The organism is Mycobacterium sp., assembly GCF_965230835.1.
Classification (GTDB): Bacteria; Actinomycetota; Actinomycetes; order Mycobacteriales; family Mycobacteriaceae; genus Mycobacterium.
Genome location: NZ_CBDDLW010000002.1, coordinates 444,052 through 461,870 on the forward strand (window position 1 = coordinate 444,052; position 17,819 = coordinate 461,870).

The following is a 17,819-nucleotide window of genomic DNA, read 5'->3' on the forward strand; positions in this document are numbered from 1 at the left end:
CGTGCGCCTCGCTACGCCGTGGCGGAGACGGGATCTGCCTGGCCGGTAGGTGCTTGACTTTGAGGCGGTCGCAGTTGGCGGGGTGAGTCGAGCAGGGATCGGCGTAGGTCTTGCAGCAGTCGGGTGCCGACCGGTGTCATGGTGAGGCCGCGCCAACCGGCCGAGGCGCGGTCGAGCACGGCCCACACCAGGCTGATGGCGCTGGTCTCGCCGGGGAATCGGCCAATGACCTTGGTCCGTCGCTTAGTTTCTCCAAAGGAGCGCTCAATGAAATTTGAGTGCCGAACGCGGCCATGGTGTTCAACCGGAAACCGCAGATAGGCGGTCAGCCCTGCTTTGTCGGTGAGCAGGATCCGCATAGCCGCCGGGTAGAGGTCGGAGTATTTAGCGGCGAACGCCTCGATCCGCTTGTCGACGATCTCAACCAGCTGCGGTCCCGGCTCGATACCCAGGCCGGTGGTATCAAAAATCGCCCAGTATCCGTCACGGACCTCGACTTGCATCCCGGTGGGGATCTTCGCAAGCACGTTGCGAAGGCGATGAATAAGACATCTCTGGCGCAACGCTTTTGGGTAGATTTGTTCGATGGCTGCGATCAGTCCCTTGGCGCCGTCAGAGACGATCAGCAGCGGAGTGGCAAGACCGCGTTCGCGCAGGTCGGTCAGGAAGTCGGACCACGCGTCGGTGGACTCTCCGGTCCCGGGTGACAATCCGACGAACACGGGTTTGCCCTCGGTGGTGACGCCCCAGGCGGCGAGCACAGGCTCGGCCGGCGACCCGGGATGCATCCGAAAGAAACTGGCGTCCAAAAACAGGTAGTCCAGAGCGATCTCACCGAGTGGGCGACGAGCCCACGCCTGGTATTCGGCCCGGATCGCCTTACAGACTTCCGAAACCGCGGACTTGGAGATCGCCGCCTGATCGCCGAGCGCTTCAGCGAGGGTGGCCTTGACATCCCGGACGGACAGGCCGCGGATGAACGAGGCGATCACCAGCGTTTCCAGGGCGTTGGTTTTCGTCACATGCTTACCGAACAGCCGAGAGGCGAACGCTTGCATGGTGCCACGCAGTTTCGGCCGCTCCAAGGTGACCGCACCTGTGGTGGTCTTGATGGTCACCGGCCGATATCCGTTGCGCGAACCGCCGTTAGCGTCGGCACAGGCGGCGGTACGTTGGTAGCGTTCACGACCGAGGAACTCGGTGACCTCAGCCTCCAGGGCCGCCTGCATCAGTAGCTGGGCGCCGAGGCGGGCGATTTCTTCAAGGATTTCAGGCAGTTCCCGATCCTCGGCGAACAGGGCGTCGATTTTGGTGCGGATACGGTCGGTCGCTGATACGCGGACAGGCACGGGCGTGACTCCTTCTTCGCAGACTTGCAGGTCGTGAAGCGGAACCTACGCGCGTGCTCCCTATTTACACCGGATCCCGGACACGACCATTCGGTAGGTGTCGGCGGGTGCGGCGCTTGATTCGCCGTGACCGCGGTGGTCGTAGGCAATAACCCGTACGTTGTCGCCATAGCGCCGCAACAGGTAGTCGATTTGACTCGACCAGACTGCATTGTTGACGAAGAGTCCATGCAGCAATACCACGGTGTGACGCGGCGATGCGGCGCCGTAGTCACGCACGGCTAATGCGACCCCGTCACTTGTCGTCACCTCCACGTCGGTGTGTCTGAGAATGCGCAAGATGGGCTGGCCAACACGAGGGATTGCCGGCTCTGCGGCGGTCGGCGTAACGAGGTTCATGACTCAACTCCTTTTCGGTTCCGGGAGCCAGAGTCATAGACGTGGATGAGAACAACCGGGTCTACTTCATGAAAAACTTCTCATGCTGACCCGGCTGGCTGGAGCAGCAGGCACCTTGGGTGACGGCGGGTCGATCGCCGGCCATGGGCATCGCTTCTTCGCCCGACACCCATACGCGGCCGCCGTCAAAGCCACGTTTCACCCGGATGCCGCCGACAACGCTCGCCGAACAACCCACCCCCAGACGACTGCCCTTGCGGTGCGCAAACGTCCATAATCAACCAGTCGATTGGTACGAGCCACCTTGGCGTGGCGGCCTGTCTTGCACCACCTGTCCTGCCCAACGTCGTTTTCTTGCGGATGAAGCCACTCCACGGCAGCGGTTTCGCGGCGGATATGATCTAATCAATTGATCGATTGATTTGTGATACACGACTCTTCCTCAACAGCCAACGGTGACCCACCAGCAACAATCGAAAGCGGGCGTGGATGAGCGCTACACCGGCACAGCTCGGCCGGCCGGTCGGCGCCAGCAACGAGCACACGCGCCAGCGGATTCTGACCGCCACGATGCGCTGCGTCGCCGAAGTGGGCTACTCGCAGGCGAGCATCCGCGAAATCGCCAAGGCTGCGGGCATGACCAGCGCCAGCCTGTATCACTACTTCCCCACCAAGGCTGAGCTGCTCACGGCGGCGGTCAACGAGATTGAGACGATTGCGCTGCCACGGCTACGAGCCGCCGGCGCTCGCGGCACCGACGTGGTCGAACGGCTCGACGCTGTGCTCGACGAATCGGATCAACTGATGCGCGAGTATCCCTACCTAGCTACCTTTGAGCGCGCCATCAGAGCCGAAAGCGCCGCATTCGTCCGCAAGAAGTCTCCCGGTCAGGCTGACTTCGCGGTGTTGCGCGACATCATCGCAGGCATTGTGGCCGACGCCCAACGGCAAGGATTCTTGGAAAGCGGCATTAGCGCCGACGGAGCCGTCGACGCGATCTACGCATTGACACGCGGCCTTACTGAGCAAGCCGCCGTCCTCCCACCCGGCGAGTATCACAGCACGCTGCGTGCCGCCAAAGCACTGCTACGCGGATCTCTGTTTTCCGGCCAACCCGCACCCCCGCTGCCGAACAGATCTGAGGGGCCAAAGCCGTACACAGAAGAAGTGAAGTGAGCTAATCAGAGGAGTAGCTGTGGTGTTATGTCCGAACCTGCCCGCCGGCTTCGATTTCACCGATCCCGACATCTACGCTAAGCGTCTCCCCGTAGACGAGCTCGCCGAGCTTCGCCGAACAGCGCCGATCTGGTGGAACGAGCAACCGATTGGCAAAGGCGGATTCAATGACGGCGGCTTCTGGGTGGTAACCAAGCACAAGGACGTCAAGGAGATATCGCTGCGTAGCGACATCTTCTCGACCTACGAGAACACCGCAATCCCCCGCTATCCCGACGACGTGGAGCGGGCAAACATCGACGTGGCCCGAGCATCGATCCTCAATATCGATGCCCCACACCACACCCGGCTGCGCAAAATCATCTCCCGTGCTTTCACACCGCGAGCAGTCGGGCGTATGCGCGCCGAACTCAACGAACATGCGCAGGCCATAGTCAAAGCCGCAGCAGCACAAGGCTTTGGGGACTTTGTTGAGCAGGTGTCCCGCGAGTTGCCGTTGCAGGCCATCGCCGGCCTGCTCGATGTGCCGGTGGCCGATCGCACGAAACTGTTCCGCTGGGCCGACGAAATGACCGGAAGCGAAGACCCCGAATACGAAGACATCGACGGCCAGGCTTCATCGGTGCAGGTGCTGACCTACGCGATGGAGATGGCCGAGCTGAAGACAAAAAACCCCGGCGAAGACATTGTCACCACACTACTGCGCGCCGATATTGACGGAGAGAAGCTGTCCGACTCGGAGTTCGGCTTCTTTGTTCTTACCCTGGCCGTAGCCGGAAACGAGACAACTCGGCATTCGATTACCCAGGGCATGATGGCGTTCAACGACTTTCCTGATCAGTGGGACTCGTACCGGCGGCTGCGACCAGAGACCGCCGCCGACGAAATCGTGCGGTGGGCTACACCGATCACCGCGTTTCAGCGCACCGCACTTGAAGACACCGAGGTGAGCGGAGTAGCGATCAAAAAGGGCCAACGGGTTGTATTGTTCTACCGCTCAGCCAACTTTGACGCAGACGTTTTCGACGATCCGCATTCGTTCAACATTTTGCGCAGCCCCAACCCGCAGGTTGGTTTCGGTGGCACCGGAGCGCACTACTGTATTGGCGCCAACTTGGCCCGCACGACGATAAACCTCATCTTCAATGCGATCGCAGACCACATGCCTGACCTGCGTCCGCTGTCCCCACCGCAACGCCTGCGTTCAGGGTGGCTCAATGGCATCAAGCACTGGCAGGTCGACTACACCGGCGGGTCATCATCGCGGTGTCCGGTGGCCGAATGACCCCACGGCACCGGGGCATTTCGCCGCCGGCGGCCACCAAGCGGCTGGCCGCGGCGGCATCGCGAGCTGGTAAGGAACTATGGTCCCTACACCGGGCGGCCCGCGCCGGTGCGCTACGCCCCGTACCGCCGTGGCGGCTTGGCCGAGTGGTCCAGTCGGTGCGCAGATATGGACCGACAGGCGCAGCGGTGACCATAGCCGCCGCCCGCCATGGAAGCCGGGCCGCACTGATCGATGAGCGTGGCGCGGTCAGTTTCACCGAGCTAGAGGTCCGATCCAACGCCATAGCCAACTCATGGCGGACGCGGGGACTGCGCGCTGGCGACGGCGTGGCCATCCTCGCTCGCAATCACCGAGGTTTTCTGGACGCGCTGTTCGCAGCCGCCAAATGCGGCGCACGAATCATTCTGCTCAATACCGACTTTGGCGCCCCACAACTGCGCGACGTGCTCGACCGTGAAGGCGCCGATCTGCTCGTCCACGACAGTGAATTCGCCCACCTGACCTCCGATGCGTCGTACCGACTGGGGTGTATCACGGCGTTTAGCGATGCGTTGGTGCCAAATAGCCTCGAATCGGCGATCCGCGACGGTGATCCCTCGCCGCCACCGGCGCCCAGCGGCCGCGCCAAACTGGTCATTCTGACCAGCGGCACCACTGGAACACCGAAGGGAGCTCCAAGATCCGAGCCACGATCGATGCTGCCCGTCGGTGGTCTGCTCAGTCGGGTGCCGTTTCGTGCCCGTGAAGTGACCGAATGCTGCGTTCCACTGTTCCACGGGCTCGGCTTTGGTCACATCATGTTGGGCTTGCTGCTGGGCTCAACACTGGTGTTAAGGCGCCGCTTTGACGCGCGACAAACCGTAAAAAATCTTGCCGAACACCGTGTCACCGCCATGATCGCCGTGCCGATCATGCTGCGCCGAATGCTGGATTTGGGACCTGCCGCTCGATCAGAACTTGACCTCGCGGCGCTTCGGATCGTCTTCGTGGCGGGCTCCGCGCTGGGGACAACACTGTGTCTCGAAACCATGGATGCCTTCGGTCCGGTCCTTTACAACATGTACGGGTCCACCGAGGTCGCTTCCGCCACCATCGCCACACCAACCGACCTGGCAAACGAGCCAGGTTGTGTTGGAAGGCCAGTGCCCGGCGCGGTGGTCAAGCTATTCAGCGATACCGGTCTTGAGGTGCCGGCGGGGCAGCAAGGACGAATCTTCGTCGGCAACAGCATTCAGTTCGACGGCTATACCGACGGCGGCGGGAAACAACGCATCGAAGGGCTGCTCGCTACCGGTGACATCGGTCACTTCGATTCCGTGGGAAGGCTTTTCATCGACGGACGCGACGACGAGATGATCGTCTCGGGGGCGGAGAACGTCTTCCCTGCCGAAGTCGAGGAGACGCTGAGCGCCCATCCCCAGATCCGCGAAGCGGCCGTCATCGGCGTGCCCGATGACCAGTACGGCCAGCGACTGCGCAGCTTCGTCGCGCTCCGCCACAATGCTCAGCTGTCGGAACAGGAGGTCAAAGACTATGTACGAGATCAGCTGGCGCGGTTCAAGGTTCCCCGCGATGTCATTTTTGTCGAGCAGCTGCCCCGCAACCCGACCGGCAAGGTCGTCAAGCGCCTGCTCAGCGCCGACACCGTAAACGAGTGACCGATGCAGACCAAAGGGGCACTGATCTGGGGGCTCAACGAGCCGTGGTCGATCGAGCAGATCGAGCTGGGCGACCCGTGCGCAGGTGAAGTGAAAGTTCAGCTGGAGGCCGCCGGGATGTGTCACTCGGACCTTCATCTCGTCACCGGCGGTGTGCCGATGGCGGGCTTTCCGGTGCTGGGCGGCCACGAGGGCGCCGGAATCATCACCGACGTTGGCCAAGGAGTTGAAGATCTGGCGGTCGGCGACCACGTAGTGCTGTCCTTCATCCCCGCATGCGGCAAGTGCTCGTCGTGCCAGCAGGGCGCGCGTAATCTGTGCGACGTCGGCGCTGGCGCGTTGCTGGGTGTCGCCGTCGCTGACGGAACATTTCGCGTTCATGCCGGTGGGCGGCCGGTTTATCCGATGGCCCTGCTCGGCGCGTTTTCCCCCTACACCGTCGTGCATCAGACGTCGGTAGTGAAAATCAACCCCGCCATCCCGTTCGAGGTGGCTTGCATCGTTGGCTGCGGTGTCACTACTGGCTACAGCTCGGCGACCCGCATGGCCGCAGTGGCGCCGGGCGACGACGTCGCGATTATCGGTATCGGCGGGTTGGGGATCTCAGCGCTGCAGGGCGCCGCACATGCTGGAGCTCGCCGTATCTTCGCGGTTGACCCGGTCGAATGGAAGCGTGAGCAGGCACTCAGGTTCGGCGCTACCCATGCGTATCCCTCCGCCGAGGCAGCTCTAGCCGGGATCGCCGAAGCCACGTGCGGGGCCATGGCCCGCAAAGTGATCGTGACCGTGGGGGATGTCGATGGCGCACAGCTCGATACGTGGATGTCGCTGACCAGCAAAGCGGGCACCTGCGTCCTGGCCGCGGTGGGCAGCATGCTGAACACGGCAGCGACGGTGAACACGTCGATGATGACGCTGCTGCAGAAAAACTTGCAAGGCAGTCTTTTCGGCGGCGCCAACCCCGACCACGATATTCCTCGCCTGCTGTCGATGTATCAGCTGGGAAAGCTCAACCTCGACGACATGGTCACGCGCCAATACCGGCTCGAGCAGATCAACGATGGCTACCGCGACATGCTGGAAGGCCGCAACATCCGTGGCGTGATCCGCTACACCGATGCGGACCGCTAAGCACGCTGCGGCCGTCACGATTCATGAGCTATGTCATACCTGCGACCGCTTGACCCGCTGACACCGATCAGCACAGCCAGCGGCTAGGCCGACCACCATTTCGACGAATCTGACCCCGCAGCTGCGAACCCACATCGCCATCACGCACACGAAAACGGGCGGTTCAACAGTGACCAGCGAGCACAAAGTGGACAACCAACCGGGTCATCGGCCGCATTCATGCAGGCCAAACATGGTGGTCCCGGCTGGGATCGAACCAGCGACCTTCCGCGTGTGAAGCGGACGCTCTCCCACTGAGCCACGGGACCGACGCCGAGAGACGAACGAGGTCGAAGACTAGCACGATCGACCAGCTGACAGAACGCGCCACATGCGCTCCACGCGAACGCGCGATAGCCTAGCAGCACAACGTTCCAAGGGATTTGTGCGCGCCCGCTCGGGTCGACTATCGTCGTGCTTCGCACCGGGCGACGATCTCGTTCGTTGCGCGCGGATGTAGCGCAGTTGGTAGCGCATCACCTTGCCAAGGTGAGGGTCGCGGGTTCGAATCCCGTCATCCGCTCGAAGGTGCTAGTGGCATCAATCCCCAGCGGTGGAGTGGCCGAGTGGTGAGGCAACGGCCTGCAAAGCCGTGCACACGGGTTCGATTCCCGTCTCCACCTCCAAAATCAAGACCCAGCGCGATTAGCTCAGCGGGAGAGCGCTTCCCTGACACGGAAGAGGTCACTGGTTCAATCCCAGTATCGCGCACCAGCGTTTGTGCAGGTAGAAGGCATGTTTTAAGCCTCAACTAGGCGGCCGTGTCAGATAAATGCCAGATGCGCTCGGCGGCTCGGGACGACCCGAGAGGCAAACCGACGACCATGCAGCAGCGGGCGATTTGCTGCATTTGCGGGCAACTGCGCACCACCAGTTCGAAGTACCGGCGACTCGATGCGAACCATAGGTGCGGCGGCACCGATGAAAAAGACCGCCTTCGGGCGCATCACGCGACCGCCACCGGTGCCCGGTCGACTGGTGCACCACCAGACCCACAAAGGCCGACGAGTACAACCTGGGCAGCGGTCACATACCCAACCGCATCCCTGAATCAAAGCGACCTCGATCATCTTAGTCGCGACCAGGCTCGGCGAGTGCTGAAACCCCGCATCAATGCACATCCGGTGCGAGCGTGGTCATGGTCGTTGCTATCGGCGACGATCGCGCTCGTAGATGCTGCGTTTGAACCACGCCCCGCGGCCTAGCTTACGACCGTGCCTCGCAAGATGAGCGTCAGGCACCCCGACACATCCGAGAGCATTCCTCCGGCCAGTCATGACCTGCTGGCAAGCTCAGTGTGTGACCGCTGAGTCAGACTGCAGCGCGGATAGCAATCCGGCCGCTCGCAGGGCAGCGGTTTAGGCGGCGCGGGGACCGAGCGCCGAATGTCGCTGCTAAAGCTGGTGGCCGCTGGAACCGGCGTAGTCACGCCAATTCGGCACGGCAATATTCGTGTTGCTAGCGTGGCTACTCAGCCACCAGCCGGCGCCGGTGCCCGGCGGCACCGGATGGTTCGACTGGTTGAGCCACGTATATGGCACCGGCCTGTTTAGCGCTGCTCGCACTAGGGCCACAATTCTCGCCGTCGTCGGTATTGGCGGTGCAGCGCTGGTGGCCTACCGGCGCCAAGACACCACCGAGCGCGCACACGAAGCCGCGATCGCAGGACAAAAAACCGCGCCCGAACAGCACACACTTCACTCGAGGAAGTATTAGCTCGACCGCGACCGCCACCAACTTGAGATAAATCGACAGAAGGATGATCCCGAAAGGGAGTTGCGCACCCGTTTCGCCACCCTCGCCGAGCAATTAGGATCACCGAATTTCGCCGTACGTCATGCGGGCGCATATGCGATGGCATCTCTCGCGGACGATTGGCATCGCTTCGGGAATGACGATGAACGCCAGGTATGCGCAGACCTTCAATGCCCACAGTTGCGGCAACCACGTCCTCCCACCGAAATCGTGCCGGGGTTGCAGGAGCTCCCAAACGACAAACCGGCCGAGGACCTTGAGGTTCGGAAAACCATTGTGACCCTGCTCGACGCCCTGCCTCCGCTTCATAGAACCCACTTCACCTACGCCGATCTGAGTAATGCCCGGTTCGAGCACGCACAGCACAATGACGGAACCAACTGGGCCAACGGAGTGATTCCGCAAGACGTCGTGCCGGCGGACTAGAGGGCCGATCCACCGGGTAGATCCCACGGTGTCTTGGTGGAAAAAATATGGGAGGGCTACCGCGACAGTCCCGGTGGCTCTGGTGCCCATTATTACCGCGGCCGCAGATCGAAGTCGTTGGTTCTCTCTGCGTCGGCAGCGGGATGGGCGGGCTCGGTATTGACGTCGCCGTGGCCTTCGGCGACTCGAGCGCGGTCCTGGTGATTGGACCAGACCCGGGGATGCGAACAAGGGCACGCTACAGCGTTGGCGTGCCACGCCAGTACAGCTAGAGCCCTGATCGAGAGACGGTCGAGGATTCCTTTAGATCGCCTTGGACTCGATTGCATCCAGTTGTCGACGCTGTAGAGTCGCCGCGTACACCATTGGCCTTGGGGTCCATAGTGTTTCGCGTACTACCCGTGCGATATAAGGGCCTGATTGTGCGAGATCAGGTATTTAGACAAGGAGTTTTGGCCTTGGGGTCCATAGTGTTTCGCGTACTACCCGTGCGGTATAAGGGTCTGATTGTGCGAGCTCAGTTTTTAGACAAGGTGATTCGACGCTTTTTCACCAGTAGCTAAAGCAGCACCTGACTCGCCAGCTAGCCTGGTCCGTGCACTATTCGATAGCGATCACGGAATCCAGTAACCATCAGAGGATTTCGCGAAGTTCTGCAGACGGCTTAGTCACCTAATCGATGGGCACCATTGGGCCTCCTGCCGACAACCCGCTCAAGTCGCTGGACGGCGCCCTCAAACGCGAAGTCGCTCTGAGACCCAACAGCTGGCCCGACGAGCCCAGCCGACAAATCCCGTGTCCACCGCAGGGGCCAAGCCCCCCAGAGCCAACCGCCAATAGCCGCTGTACCCGGATGAAATATCGAGGTATACGTTGACCCCGAAACCGTTTCGACCCGAGCCGAATCAGCTCTCAAGCAGCCCGCCGTTTCCGGATGCACAATTCGTCTCAGGTCCACCACCTTTCGTCACACCACTGGTGCCTCTCGTCCTGTCCGCCCGCACAGATTCAGCTCTGCGCGACGAAGCACATACGCTGTTGGCTCTCCTCGCGGCCGACACGAATGTGACTGTGACAGACCTTGGCTTTTCCGGTGGCGTCTTAGGACTGGTGTAAAAACGCTGGGCGCATGTTCCTGGTGGTCATGTTACGCGGCGGTGGTGTCGGTCGTGGTTGTTGTGGTGGGGGGATGCAGTGGGCGGGGTGGCTCGAGCAGTTGGTGGCGTAGTTCTTGGAGGTGGCGGCTGGTCGCTGATGTTTGGGTGACTCCGCGCCAGCCGCGGCTGGCGCGGTCGAGGACGGCCCATACCAGCGACAGACAGCTGGTTTCGCCGGGTAGGCGGCCGATGACCTTGACCCGGCGACGGGATTCTCCGAAGGTGCGTTCGATGAGGTTGGAATGGCGGATGCGTGTCCAGTGTTGGCGGGGGAAGCGCAAATGCACGCTCAGCGAGGCGAAGTCGTTGGCCAGGCAAGCGACCGCGGCTGGGTAGAGCCCGCGGTATGTGGTGGTGAACTCCTCGGCGCGGCGGGTGGCTTCATCCACGGCCTGCTGGCCGGGTGGCTGGTCAATGTCATCGAAGATCGACCAGAACGCGGCTTTGATCTCGTCCTGGACCGCGACAGGTGTCTTGGCGATGACGTTACGGCAGCGATGGATCAGACACCGCTGACGCAGGCTTGCCGGAAACGTGGTCTCCCATGCGGCGATCAGGCCCGGCGCCCCGTCGGAGATGCCCAGTAGCGGCGGGCGTAGTCCCCGGTTCCTCAGGTCAGCCAAGAAGTCGGCCCACGCATCAGCCGACTCCGCTGCGGCTGGGGCCAGCCCAATAAACAGGGGCTTGCCGTCGGTGCAGATGCCCCAGGCGGCCAGCACCGGCTCGGCCGGGGCGTTGGGATGCATCCGAAAGTTCGAGGCATCCAAGAACAGGTAGTCCAACACCAGCTCATCAAGGCGTCGAGACGACCACGCAGCGAACTCGTCTTTGATGGCCGCACAAATCCGGCTCACCGTCGAGCGCGACAACGCCGCCTGCGAGCCCAGCACCTCGGCCAACGCGGCCTCGATGTCGCGATCCGACAAACCGCGCACCCATCCCGAAATCACCAACGCCTCCAGAGCGTGGGTGCGCGTCACCCCGGCACCGAATAGCCGCGAACAGAACCGCTCGTCGGTGTCGCGTAGTTTCGGGCGGCATAATTCGACCGAGCCCATCGTGGTCTTCACCGTCGCCGGCGGTTGATACCCATTGCGGTACCCGCCCGGGCCGTCCTGAACCCGACGCTGGTGACGGGCTCGGCCCAACACTGCTTCTACCTCGGCCTCCACGGCGACCTGAAACACCAGACGCACCGATAACCGCCCGACCTCCTCCAAAATCTCGGTCAACGGCCGCTCGGTCGCGGCGAACAACTGATCCATCTCAACACGCACACGCTCAATCGGCGATACTCGCTTGGTCACGGGCGTAGCCCCTCCTTCATAGCTTTCGTCGGTTGCGACGGAACCTACGCCCGTGACCATTTACACCAGCGATGAGACGCGACCGCTTTTCCCTCGCCACGGTGCGCAGGGAGATGTCCGAGCGACGCGCCGTGATCCTCGCCGCTGACCGGGAAGGAGCAGCGCGCGGACTTCAGGCGATCGCCAACGACGGGTTCGAGTCCCTGGTATTCCGGACGCCACGCGGTGCCCAATCCCCCGGTGACGCCCGCATTGTCCACGTCTTCTCCGGCGTCGGTCCCCTGTGGACTGGTATGGCCGCGGATCTGCTTGAGCAATCTGAGGTGTTCCGGAGCCGGATGCAGGACTGCGACCGGGCACTGGCCGAACACGTGCCGTGGTCACTGTTCGACGTATTGCGCGGTACGCCGGGCGGACCCGAGTTGGAGTCCGTGGAGGTAATTCAACCCGTCTACTTCGCCCTCGCCGTCGCATTATCGGCCGTGTTGCAGGAATGCGGTGTACATCCGACGACGGTGGTGGGCGCCAGCCTCGGCGAGATCGCGGCCGCACATGCCGCAGGTGCGCTGAGTCTGGCCGCCGCCACGAAGATCGTGGTCTTGTTGAGCCGGATGCAGAGCGCCGCCGTCGGCGAAGGCGAGCTGGCCTCGGCCCGGATATCCCGGGCCGAGCTGCTCGAATGGCTCCAAACCGACAACCTGCGCAGGCGGGTGCATTTCGCCGGCAGCAATGGCCCCCGCTCGGTGCTGTTCAGCGGCGAGCGCACAGCTGTGCTGGAACTCGTCGGCGCGCTAACCGACGCTGGGTTCCGGGCAAGTGTCCTGAGTAATCGCCTGCCCGTGCACGGGCCAGGCCTCGTGACCGACCCGGCGATCCTGCTCGCCGGTGCTGCCACTGTCGCGCCGGTGTCCTCCGCCATTCCGTTCCACTCCGGTTTTGTGGGCGGACCGTTCGACACCGCGGGGCTTGACGGACCGTATTGGTATCGCATGGCCACCTCCGAGATCCGGCTCGAGCAGGCCGTGCGCCGCCTGGCTGAGGCGGGGGCGCGCACCTTCCTCGAGCTCAGCCCGCACCCGACCCTGCTGGGCGCGATACAGGAAACCCTGGAGGACGTAGCCGCGACGAAATCCGCGGACTGTCCGACCGGTGTCATAGGCACGCTGCGCCGCGACCAGAACTCGGCTACCTGTCTGCTGACCGCCCTCGCCCAGCTGTACGCATTGGGCGGCAACGTCGACTGGGCCAACCTGTTCCGCGGTACGCGGGCGCGGCAGATCACGCTGCCAACACATGCGGGCAGCGATGACGCGAACGCCGAGACAGGCCCGCTAGCAAGCGACAACGTCCACACCCAGTTCTCGCAGCTAGCCGACAGCGACCAACGGCTATGGACCGATCGGCTCGTGCGCAGTCAAATCGCCGTGCTGCTCGGGAATCACGACGAGGTGCGGTCTGACACCTCATTCAAGGACATGGGTTTCGACTCGATCGCCAGTGTCACACTGCGCAATCTGCTCGTGGAGGCCACCGGTCTGGCTTTACCCGTCACACTCCTGTTCGACCACCCGACACCAGCCGCGGTCGCCGACTGCATCCACGCAACCTTGGCCGGCGCCACCACCCCCGTTCCAAACGAAACCCCTACGCAGGTAGCGAACACCGAAGAGCCGGTTGCGATCGTCGGTATGGCGTGCCGGTTTCCGGGCGGGGTTGGTTCGCCGGAGTCGCTTTGGCGGGTGATCGAGTCTGGGGTGGATGCTGTGTCGGATTTTCCGGTTAATCGTGGTTGGGATTTGGCTGGGCTATACGATCCAGAGCTTGGCCGGGTCGGCACGACTTATGCTCGCGCCGGCGGTTTTCTTCATGATGCCGATCAGTTTGATGCCGCGTTCTTCGGGATTAGTCCGCGTGAGGCTTTGGCGATGGATCCGCAGCAGCGGGTGCTGTTGGAGGTGTCGTGGGAGGCGTTGGAGCGGGCGGGGATCGATCCGACGCAGCTGCGCGGTAGTAGCACGGGCGTCTTCGCGGGTGCGCTACACCAGGATTACGGCCCACGCATGCACGAGGCTGACGAGGCGGTCCAGGGCCATGTGCTGACCGGAACAACGATAAGCGTCGCCTCTGGGCGGGTTGCGTATTCGTTGGGTTTGGAGGGTCCGGCGTTGACGGTGGATACCGCGTGTTCGTCGTCGTTGGTTGCGTTGCATTTGGCAGGTCAGGCGCTGCGGCGCGGTGAGTGTTCGCTGGCGTTGGCCGGTGGTGTGACGGTGATGTCTAGCCCGGGTGCGTTTATCGAGTTCAGCCGGCAGCGTGGGTTGGCTCCAGATGGCCGGATCAAGCCCTTCGCGGCGGCCGCCGATGGTACTGGTTGGGGCGAGGGTGTGGGTGTGTTGGTGTTGGAGCGGCTTTCAGATGCTCAGCGTCACGGGCATCGGGTGTTGGCTGTGGTGCGTGGGAGTGCGGTCAACCAAGACGGTGCCAGCAATGGGTTGTCGGCGCCGAATGGTCCGTCGCAGCAGCGTGTTATCCGGGCGGCTCTCGATGATGCCCAGCTAAGCGCCGATCTCGTTGATGTCGTCGAAGCACACGGCACCGGTACCACACTTGGTGATCCCATCGAGGCCCAAGCCCTGATCGCAACCTACGGCCAGGACCGCCCGGCAGACCGGCCGTTATGGCTAGGCTCGCTGAAATCTAATATCGGCCACACCCAAGCCGCCGCGGGAGTCGCCGGAGTCATCAAAACAGTACTGGCCATCCAGCACGGCGTGTTACCGAAAACCCTGCACATCGACACCCCCACCCCCCACGTCGACTGGTCAACGGGCACAGTACAACTGCTCACCGAGGCCCAACCCTGGCCCGAAACCGGCCGCCCCCGCCGCGCAGGCGTATCAGCCTTCGGCATCAGCGGCACCAACGCCCACATCATCATCGAACAACCACCCGAACCCACCGAAACATCCAGCGACACCACCGAACCCACCGAAACGTCCCCATCTTCGCCCACCGGCGAACCCGACATAGCCACCACACCTACGGTTCTGCTGCTGTCTGCCCGCACCAACGAGGCGCTACGCGCCCAGTCCGCCCAACTACACCAAGCCGTGACCAACCATCCAGAATGGATGCCACATACACTGGCCCACGCATTAATCACCCAACGCGCCATGCTCGACCACCGCGCAGCCGTGCTGGGAACCGACCGCGAACAACTACTCGCTGGCCTCGACGCACTGGCCACCGCAACCGAACATCCCGCTGTAGTCACCGGGTCGGCCACCACCACCAGCCCAGTATTCGTCTTCCCCGGCCAAGGCGGGCAATGGACCGGCATGGCAACCGAACTACTGGCGTCATCAACAGTATTCGCCGACGCGATCGCCGAATGCGAGCACGCACTACAGCCCTACGTGCCATGGTCACTAACCGAGGTCTTAACCAACGGCCAACCACTCAACGACGTCACCATCGTTCAACCCGCACTATTTTCCATGATGATCAGCCTGGCCCGAGTCTGGCAATCCCTCGGCGTACACCCAGCCGCAGTCATCGGCCACTCACAAGGCGAAATCGCCGCCGCCGTCATCGCCGGAGCCCTCGACCTGCACCAAGGCGCCAAAATCGTTGCCCTACGCAGCCAAACACTAACCGAAATCACCGGTCACGGCGCAATGGCCGCCATCGCACTCAACCCCGAACAAACCACCACACTCATCCAACCCTGGCAAAACCACCTATCCATCGCCGCACACAACAGCCCCACCAGCACCGTCATCGCCGGAAACACCAACGCCATCTACCAACTACTCGACCACTGCGAACAACACAAGGTCGCGTCTCATCGCTGGTGTAAATGGTCACGGGCGTAGGTTCCGTCGCAACCGACGAAAGCTATGAAGGAGGGGCTACGCCCGTGACCAAGCGAGTATCGCCGATTGAGCGTGTGCGTGTTGAGATGGATCAGTTGTTCGCCGCGACCGAGCGGCCGTTGACCGAGATTTTGGAGGAGGTCGGGCGGTTATCGGTGCGTCTGGTGTTTCAGGTCGCCGTGGAGGCCGAGGTAGAAGCAGTGTTGGGCCGAGCCCGTCACCAGCGTCGGGTTCAGGACGGCCCGGGCGGGTACCGCAATGGGTATCAACCGCCGGCGACGGTGAAGACCACGATGGGCTCGGTCGAATTATGCCGCCCGAAACTACGCGACACCGACGAGCGGTTCTGTTCGCGGCTATTCGGTGCCGGGGTGACGCGCACCCACGCTCTGGAGGCGTTGGTGATTTCGGGATGGGTGCGCGGTTTGTCGGATCGCGACATCGAGGCCGCGTTGGCCGAGGTGCTGGGCTCGCAGGCGGCGTTGTCGCGCTCGACGGTGAGCCGGATTTGTGCGGCCATCAAAGACGAGTTCGCTGCGTGGTCGTCTCGACGCCTTGATGAGCTGGTGTTGGACTACCTGTTCTTGGATGCCTCGAACTTTCGGATGCATCCCAACGCCCCGGCCGAGCCGGTGCTGGCCGCCTGGGGCATCTGCACCGACGGCAAGCCCCTGTTTATTGGGCTGGCCCCAGCCGCAGCGGAGTCGGCTGATGCGTGGGCCGACTTCTTGGCTGACCTGAGGAACCGGGGACTACGCCCGCCGCTACTGGGCATCTCCGACGGGGCGCCGGGCCTGATCGCCGCATGGGAGACCACGTTTCCGGCAAGCCTGCGTCAGCGGTGTCTGATCCATCGCTGCCGTAACGTCATCGCCAAGACACCTGTCGCGGTCCAGGACGAGATCAAAGCCGCGTTCTGGTCGATCTTCGATGACATTGACCAGCCACCCGGCCAGCAGGCCGTGGATGAAGCCACCCGCCGCGCCGAGGAGTTCACCACCACATACCGCGGGCTCTACCCAGCCGCGGTCGCTTGCCTGGCCAACGACTTCGCCTCGCTGAGCGTGCATTTGCGCTTCCCCCGCCAACACTGGACACGCATCCGCCATTCCAACCTCATCGAACGCACCTTCGGAGAATCCCGTCGCCGGGTCAAGGTCATCGGCCGCCTACCCGGCGAAACCAGCTGTCTGTCGCTGGTATGGGCCGTCCTCGACCGCGCCAGCCGCGGCTGGCGCGGAGTCACCCAAACATCAGCGACCAGCCGCCACCTCCAAGAACTACGCCACCAACTGCTCGAGCCACCCCGCCCACTGCATCCCCCCACCACAACAACCACGACCGACACCACCGCCGCGTAACATGACCACCAGGAACATGCGCCCAGCGTTTTTACACCAGTCCTAAGACGCCACCCAACACAACATCCACGCCCGCCGCATCAACGTCGACTACGCCAGCCACTGCCACCACATCGACCCCCTACACACCCCCATCCACAACGCACTACCCAACATCACCGCACACACCAGCAACATCACCTTCTACTCCACCGTCACCACCACAGCCCTCGACACCACACAACTAACCACCGACTACTGGTACACCAACCTGCGCAACCCCGTCCGATTCTGCGAAGCCACCCAAACCGCCATACACGACGGACACACCACCTTCCTCGAGATCAGCCCCCACCCCGTCCTGACCCCCGCCCTAGAACAAACCACCGAAACCACCACCACCACCGACACCCTGATCACCGCCACACTGCACCGCGACAACGGCGGATGGAAACGCCTACTCACCAACGCAGCCCACCTAGCCACCCACACAATCCCCATCACCTGGCCCACCACAACACCCCACAACAACCACACCCCAATCGACCTACCCACCTACCCCTTCCAACACCAGCGATACTGGATCAACGCCACAACCACAGCCAGCAACCTCAACACCATCGGCATCGACCCAAACCGCCATCCCCTCCTCGGCGCCTCGATACCAGTAGCCAACACCGATCAACTCCTGCTGACCGGCACACTGTCCCAACACACACAGCCATGGCTAGCCGACCATGCCGTATGGGACACAGTGCTCGCACCAGGCACAGCACTACTGGAACTCGCCACCCACGCCGCCCACCAAACCGGCTGCGCCACCGTAGCCGAACTCACCCTGCACGCACCGCTAATCCTGACCGCTGACCAAACACGCCGACTACAAATCACCATCGAAGCACCCGACGAAACCAACCGA

The 17,819-nt window shown here is 62.7% G+C and carries 13 protein-coding genes, 4 tRNA genes and 2 pseudogenes; 14 read left to right on the top strand and 5 right to left on the bottom strand.

From position 1 onward, the window contains the following. Positions 1-11: 11 nt before the first annotated feature. Positions 12-1,349 (bottom strand): IS256 family transposase, encoded by a 1,338-nt coding sequence (locus tag ACO07W_RS02485; protein WP_421840121.1) that lies wholly within the window; start codon positions 1,347-1,349, stop codon positions 12-14. Between the two features lie 60 nt (positions 1,350-1,409). Continuing rightward, positions 1,410-1,748 (bottom strand): alpha/beta fold hydrolase, encoded by a 339-nt coding sequence (locus ACO07W_RS02490; protein ID WP_421840461.1) that lies wholly within the window; start codon positions 1,746-1,748, stop codon positions 1,410-1,412. An 82-nt stretch (positions 1,749-1,830) separates the two neighbouring features. On the opposite strand from ACO07W_RS02490, the gene ACO07W_RS02495 reads away from it, so the two are divergent. From ACO07W_RS02495 to ACO07W_RS02515, 5 genes are all read left to right on the top strand, one after another. After that, entirely contained in the window at positions 1,831-2,025 is a 195-nt protein-coding gene (locus ACO07W_RS02495) for a hypothetical protein (RefSeq protein WP_421840463.1), read from the top strand. A 212-nt stretch (positions 2,026-2,237) separates the two neighbouring features. Beyond that, complete coding sequence (locus ACO07W_RS02500; protein WP_421840465.1) at positions 2,238-2,924, top strand: TetR/AcrR family transcriptional regulator; 687 nt, start codon at positions 2,238-2,240, stop codon at positions 2,922-2,924. Between the two features lie 22 nt (positions 2,925-2,946). Further along, the gene (locus tag ACO07W_RS02505; protein ID WP_421840467.1) at positions 2,947-4,209 is read left to right on the top strand and encodes a cytochrome P450; all 1,263 of its coding nucleotides are present in this window, start codon (positions 2,947-2,949) and stop codon (positions 4,207-4,209) included. Continuing rightward, positions 4,206-5,870 carry an AMP-binding protein gene (locus ACO07W_RS02510; RefSeq protein WP_421840469.1) on the top strand — a complete coding sequence of 555 codons (1,665 nt, stop codon included), beginning with the start codon at positions 4,206-4,208 and terminating at the stop codon, positions 5,868-5,870. Before ACO07W_RS02505 ends, ACO07W_RS02510 begins: the two co-directional genes overlap by 4 nt. A gap of 3 nt (positions 5,871-5,873) precedes the next feature. Beyond that, entirely contained in the window at positions 5,874-7,001 is a 1,128-nt protein-coding gene (locus ACO07W_RS02515; protein ID WP_421840471.1) for an NDMA-dependent alcohol dehydrogenase, read from the top strand. A gap of 233 nt (positions 7,002-7,234) precedes the next feature. Here the strand turns inward: ACO07W_RS02515 and ACO07W_RS02520 are convergent. Beyond that, positions 7,235-7,309, bottom strand: a tRNA-Val gene (locus ACO07W_RS02520). Positions 7,310-7,490: 181 nt separating this feature from the next. Here ACO07W_RS02520 and ACO07W_RS02525 point away from each other — a divergent pair. From ACO07W_RS02525 to ACO07W_RS02545, 5 genes are all read left to right on the top strand, one after another. Then, positions 7,491-7,563: transfer RNA gene (locus ACO07W_RS02525), tRNA-Gly, on the top strand. A 29-nt stretch (positions 7,564-7,592) separates the two neighbouring features. Continuing rightward, a tRNA-Cys gene (locus ACO07W_RS02530) sits at positions 7,593-7,666 on the top strand. Positions 7,667-7,679: 13 nt separating this feature from the next. Further along, positions 7,680-7,754 (top strand) — tRNA-Val (locus ACO07W_RS02535). Between the two features lie 738 nt (positions 7,755-8,492). Beyond that, positions 8,493-8,756 carry a hypothetical protein gene (locus ACO07W_RS02540; protein WP_421840473.1) on the top strand — a complete coding sequence of 88 codons (264 nt, stop codon included), beginning with the start codon at positions 8,493-8,495 and terminating at the stop codon, positions 8,754-8,756. A 60-nt stretch (positions 8,757-8,816) separates the two neighbouring features. Further along, entirely contained in the window at positions 8,817-9,221 is a 405-nt protein-coding gene (locus ACO07W_RS02545) for a hypothetical protein (RefSeq protein ID WP_421840475.1), read from the top strand. Between the two features lie 1,147 nt (positions 9,222-10,368). Here ACO07W_RS02545 and ACO07W_RS02550 read toward each other — a convergent pair. Next, the gene (locus tag ACO07W_RS02550) at positions 10,369-11,643 is read right to left on the bottom strand and encodes an IS256 family transposase (protein WP_421840071.1); all 1,275 of its coding nucleotides are present in this window, start codon (positions 11,641-11,643) and stop codon (positions 10,369-10,371) included. Between the two features lie 113 nt (positions 11,644-11,756). Between ACO07W_RS02550 and ACO07W_RS02555 the strand changes: the two genes are divergently transcribed. The 3 genes and pseudogenes from ACO07W_RS02555 to ACO07W_RS02565 all read left to right on the top strand — a co-directional run. Continuing rightward, positions 11,757-15,560: an acyltransferase domain-containing protein gene (locus ACO07W_RS02555; protein WP_421840477.1), complete on the top strand. Its 3,804-nt coding sequence runs from the start codon at positions 11,757-11,759 to the stop codon at positions 15,558-15,560. Between the two features lie 86 nt (positions 15,561-15,646). Next, positions 15,647-16,921 (top strand): IS256 family transposase, encoded by a 1,275-nt coding sequence (locus tag ACO07W_RS02560; RefSeq protein ID WP_421840071.1) that lies wholly within the window; start codon positions 15,647-15,649, stop codon positions 16,919-16,921. A gap of 64 nt (positions 16,922-16,985) precedes the next feature. Continuing rightward, positions 16,986-17,372: pseudogene (locus ACO07W_RS02565) on the top strand (acyltransferase domain-containing protein); the annotation flags it as partial. Between the two features lie 75 nt (positions 17,373-17,447). On the opposite strand, the gene ACO07W_RS02570 reads toward ACO07W_RS02565, so the two are convergent. Continuing rightward, a complete protein-coding gene (locus ACO07W_RS02570; protein WP_421840479.1) occupies positions 17,448-17,615 on the bottom strand; it encodes a hypothetical protein in 168 nt (55 codons plus the stop codon). On the opposite strand from ACO07W_RS02570, the pseudogene ACO07W_RS02575 reads away from it, so the two are divergent. Continuing rightward, a pseudogene (locus tag ACO07W_RS02575) lies at positions 17,592-17,783 on the top strand (hypothetical protein); the annotation flags it as partial. The gene ACO07W_RS02570 and the pseudogene ACO07W_RS02575 sit on opposite strands and share 24 nt — an antisense overlap. Positions 17,784-17,819: the final 36 nt, after the last annotated feature.

Excerpts from the sequence above, each read along its gene's own strand:
- ACO07W_RS02490 (WP_421840461.1), bottom strand. The coding sequence starts at position 1,748 with ATGAACCTCGTTACGCCGACCGCCGCAGAGCCGGCAATCCCTCGTGTT.
- ACO07W_RS02495 (WP_421840463.1), top strand. The coding sequence starts at position 1,831 with ATGCTGACCCGGCTGGCTGGAGCAGCAGGCACCTTGGGTGACGGCGGG.
- ACO07W_RS02500 (WP_421840465.1), top strand. The coding sequence starts at position 2,238 with ATGAGCGCTACACCGGCACAGCTCGGCCGGCCGGTCGGCGCCAGCAAC.
- ACO07W_RS02510 (WP_421840469.1), top strand. The coding sequence starts at position 4,206 with ATGACCCCACGGCACCGGGGCATTTCGCCGCCGGCGGCCACCAAGCGG.
- ACO07W_RS02515 (WP_421840471.1), top strand. The coding sequence starts at position 5,874 with ATGCAGACCAAAGGGGCACTGATCTGGGGGCTCAACGAGCCGTGGTCG.
- ACO07W_RS02550 (WP_421840071.1), bottom strand. The coding sequence starts at position 11,643 with ATGGATCAGTTGTTCGCCGCGACCGAGCGGCCGTTGACCGAGATTTTG.
- ACO07W_RS02555 (WP_421840477.1), top strand. The coding sequence starts at position 11,757 with ATGAGACGCGACCGCTTTTCCCTCGCCACGGTGCGCAGGGAGATGTCC.
- ACO07W_RS02560 (WP_421840071.1), top strand. The coding sequence starts at position 15,647 with ATGGATCAGTTGTTCGCCGCGACCGAGCGGCCGTTGACCGAGATTTTG.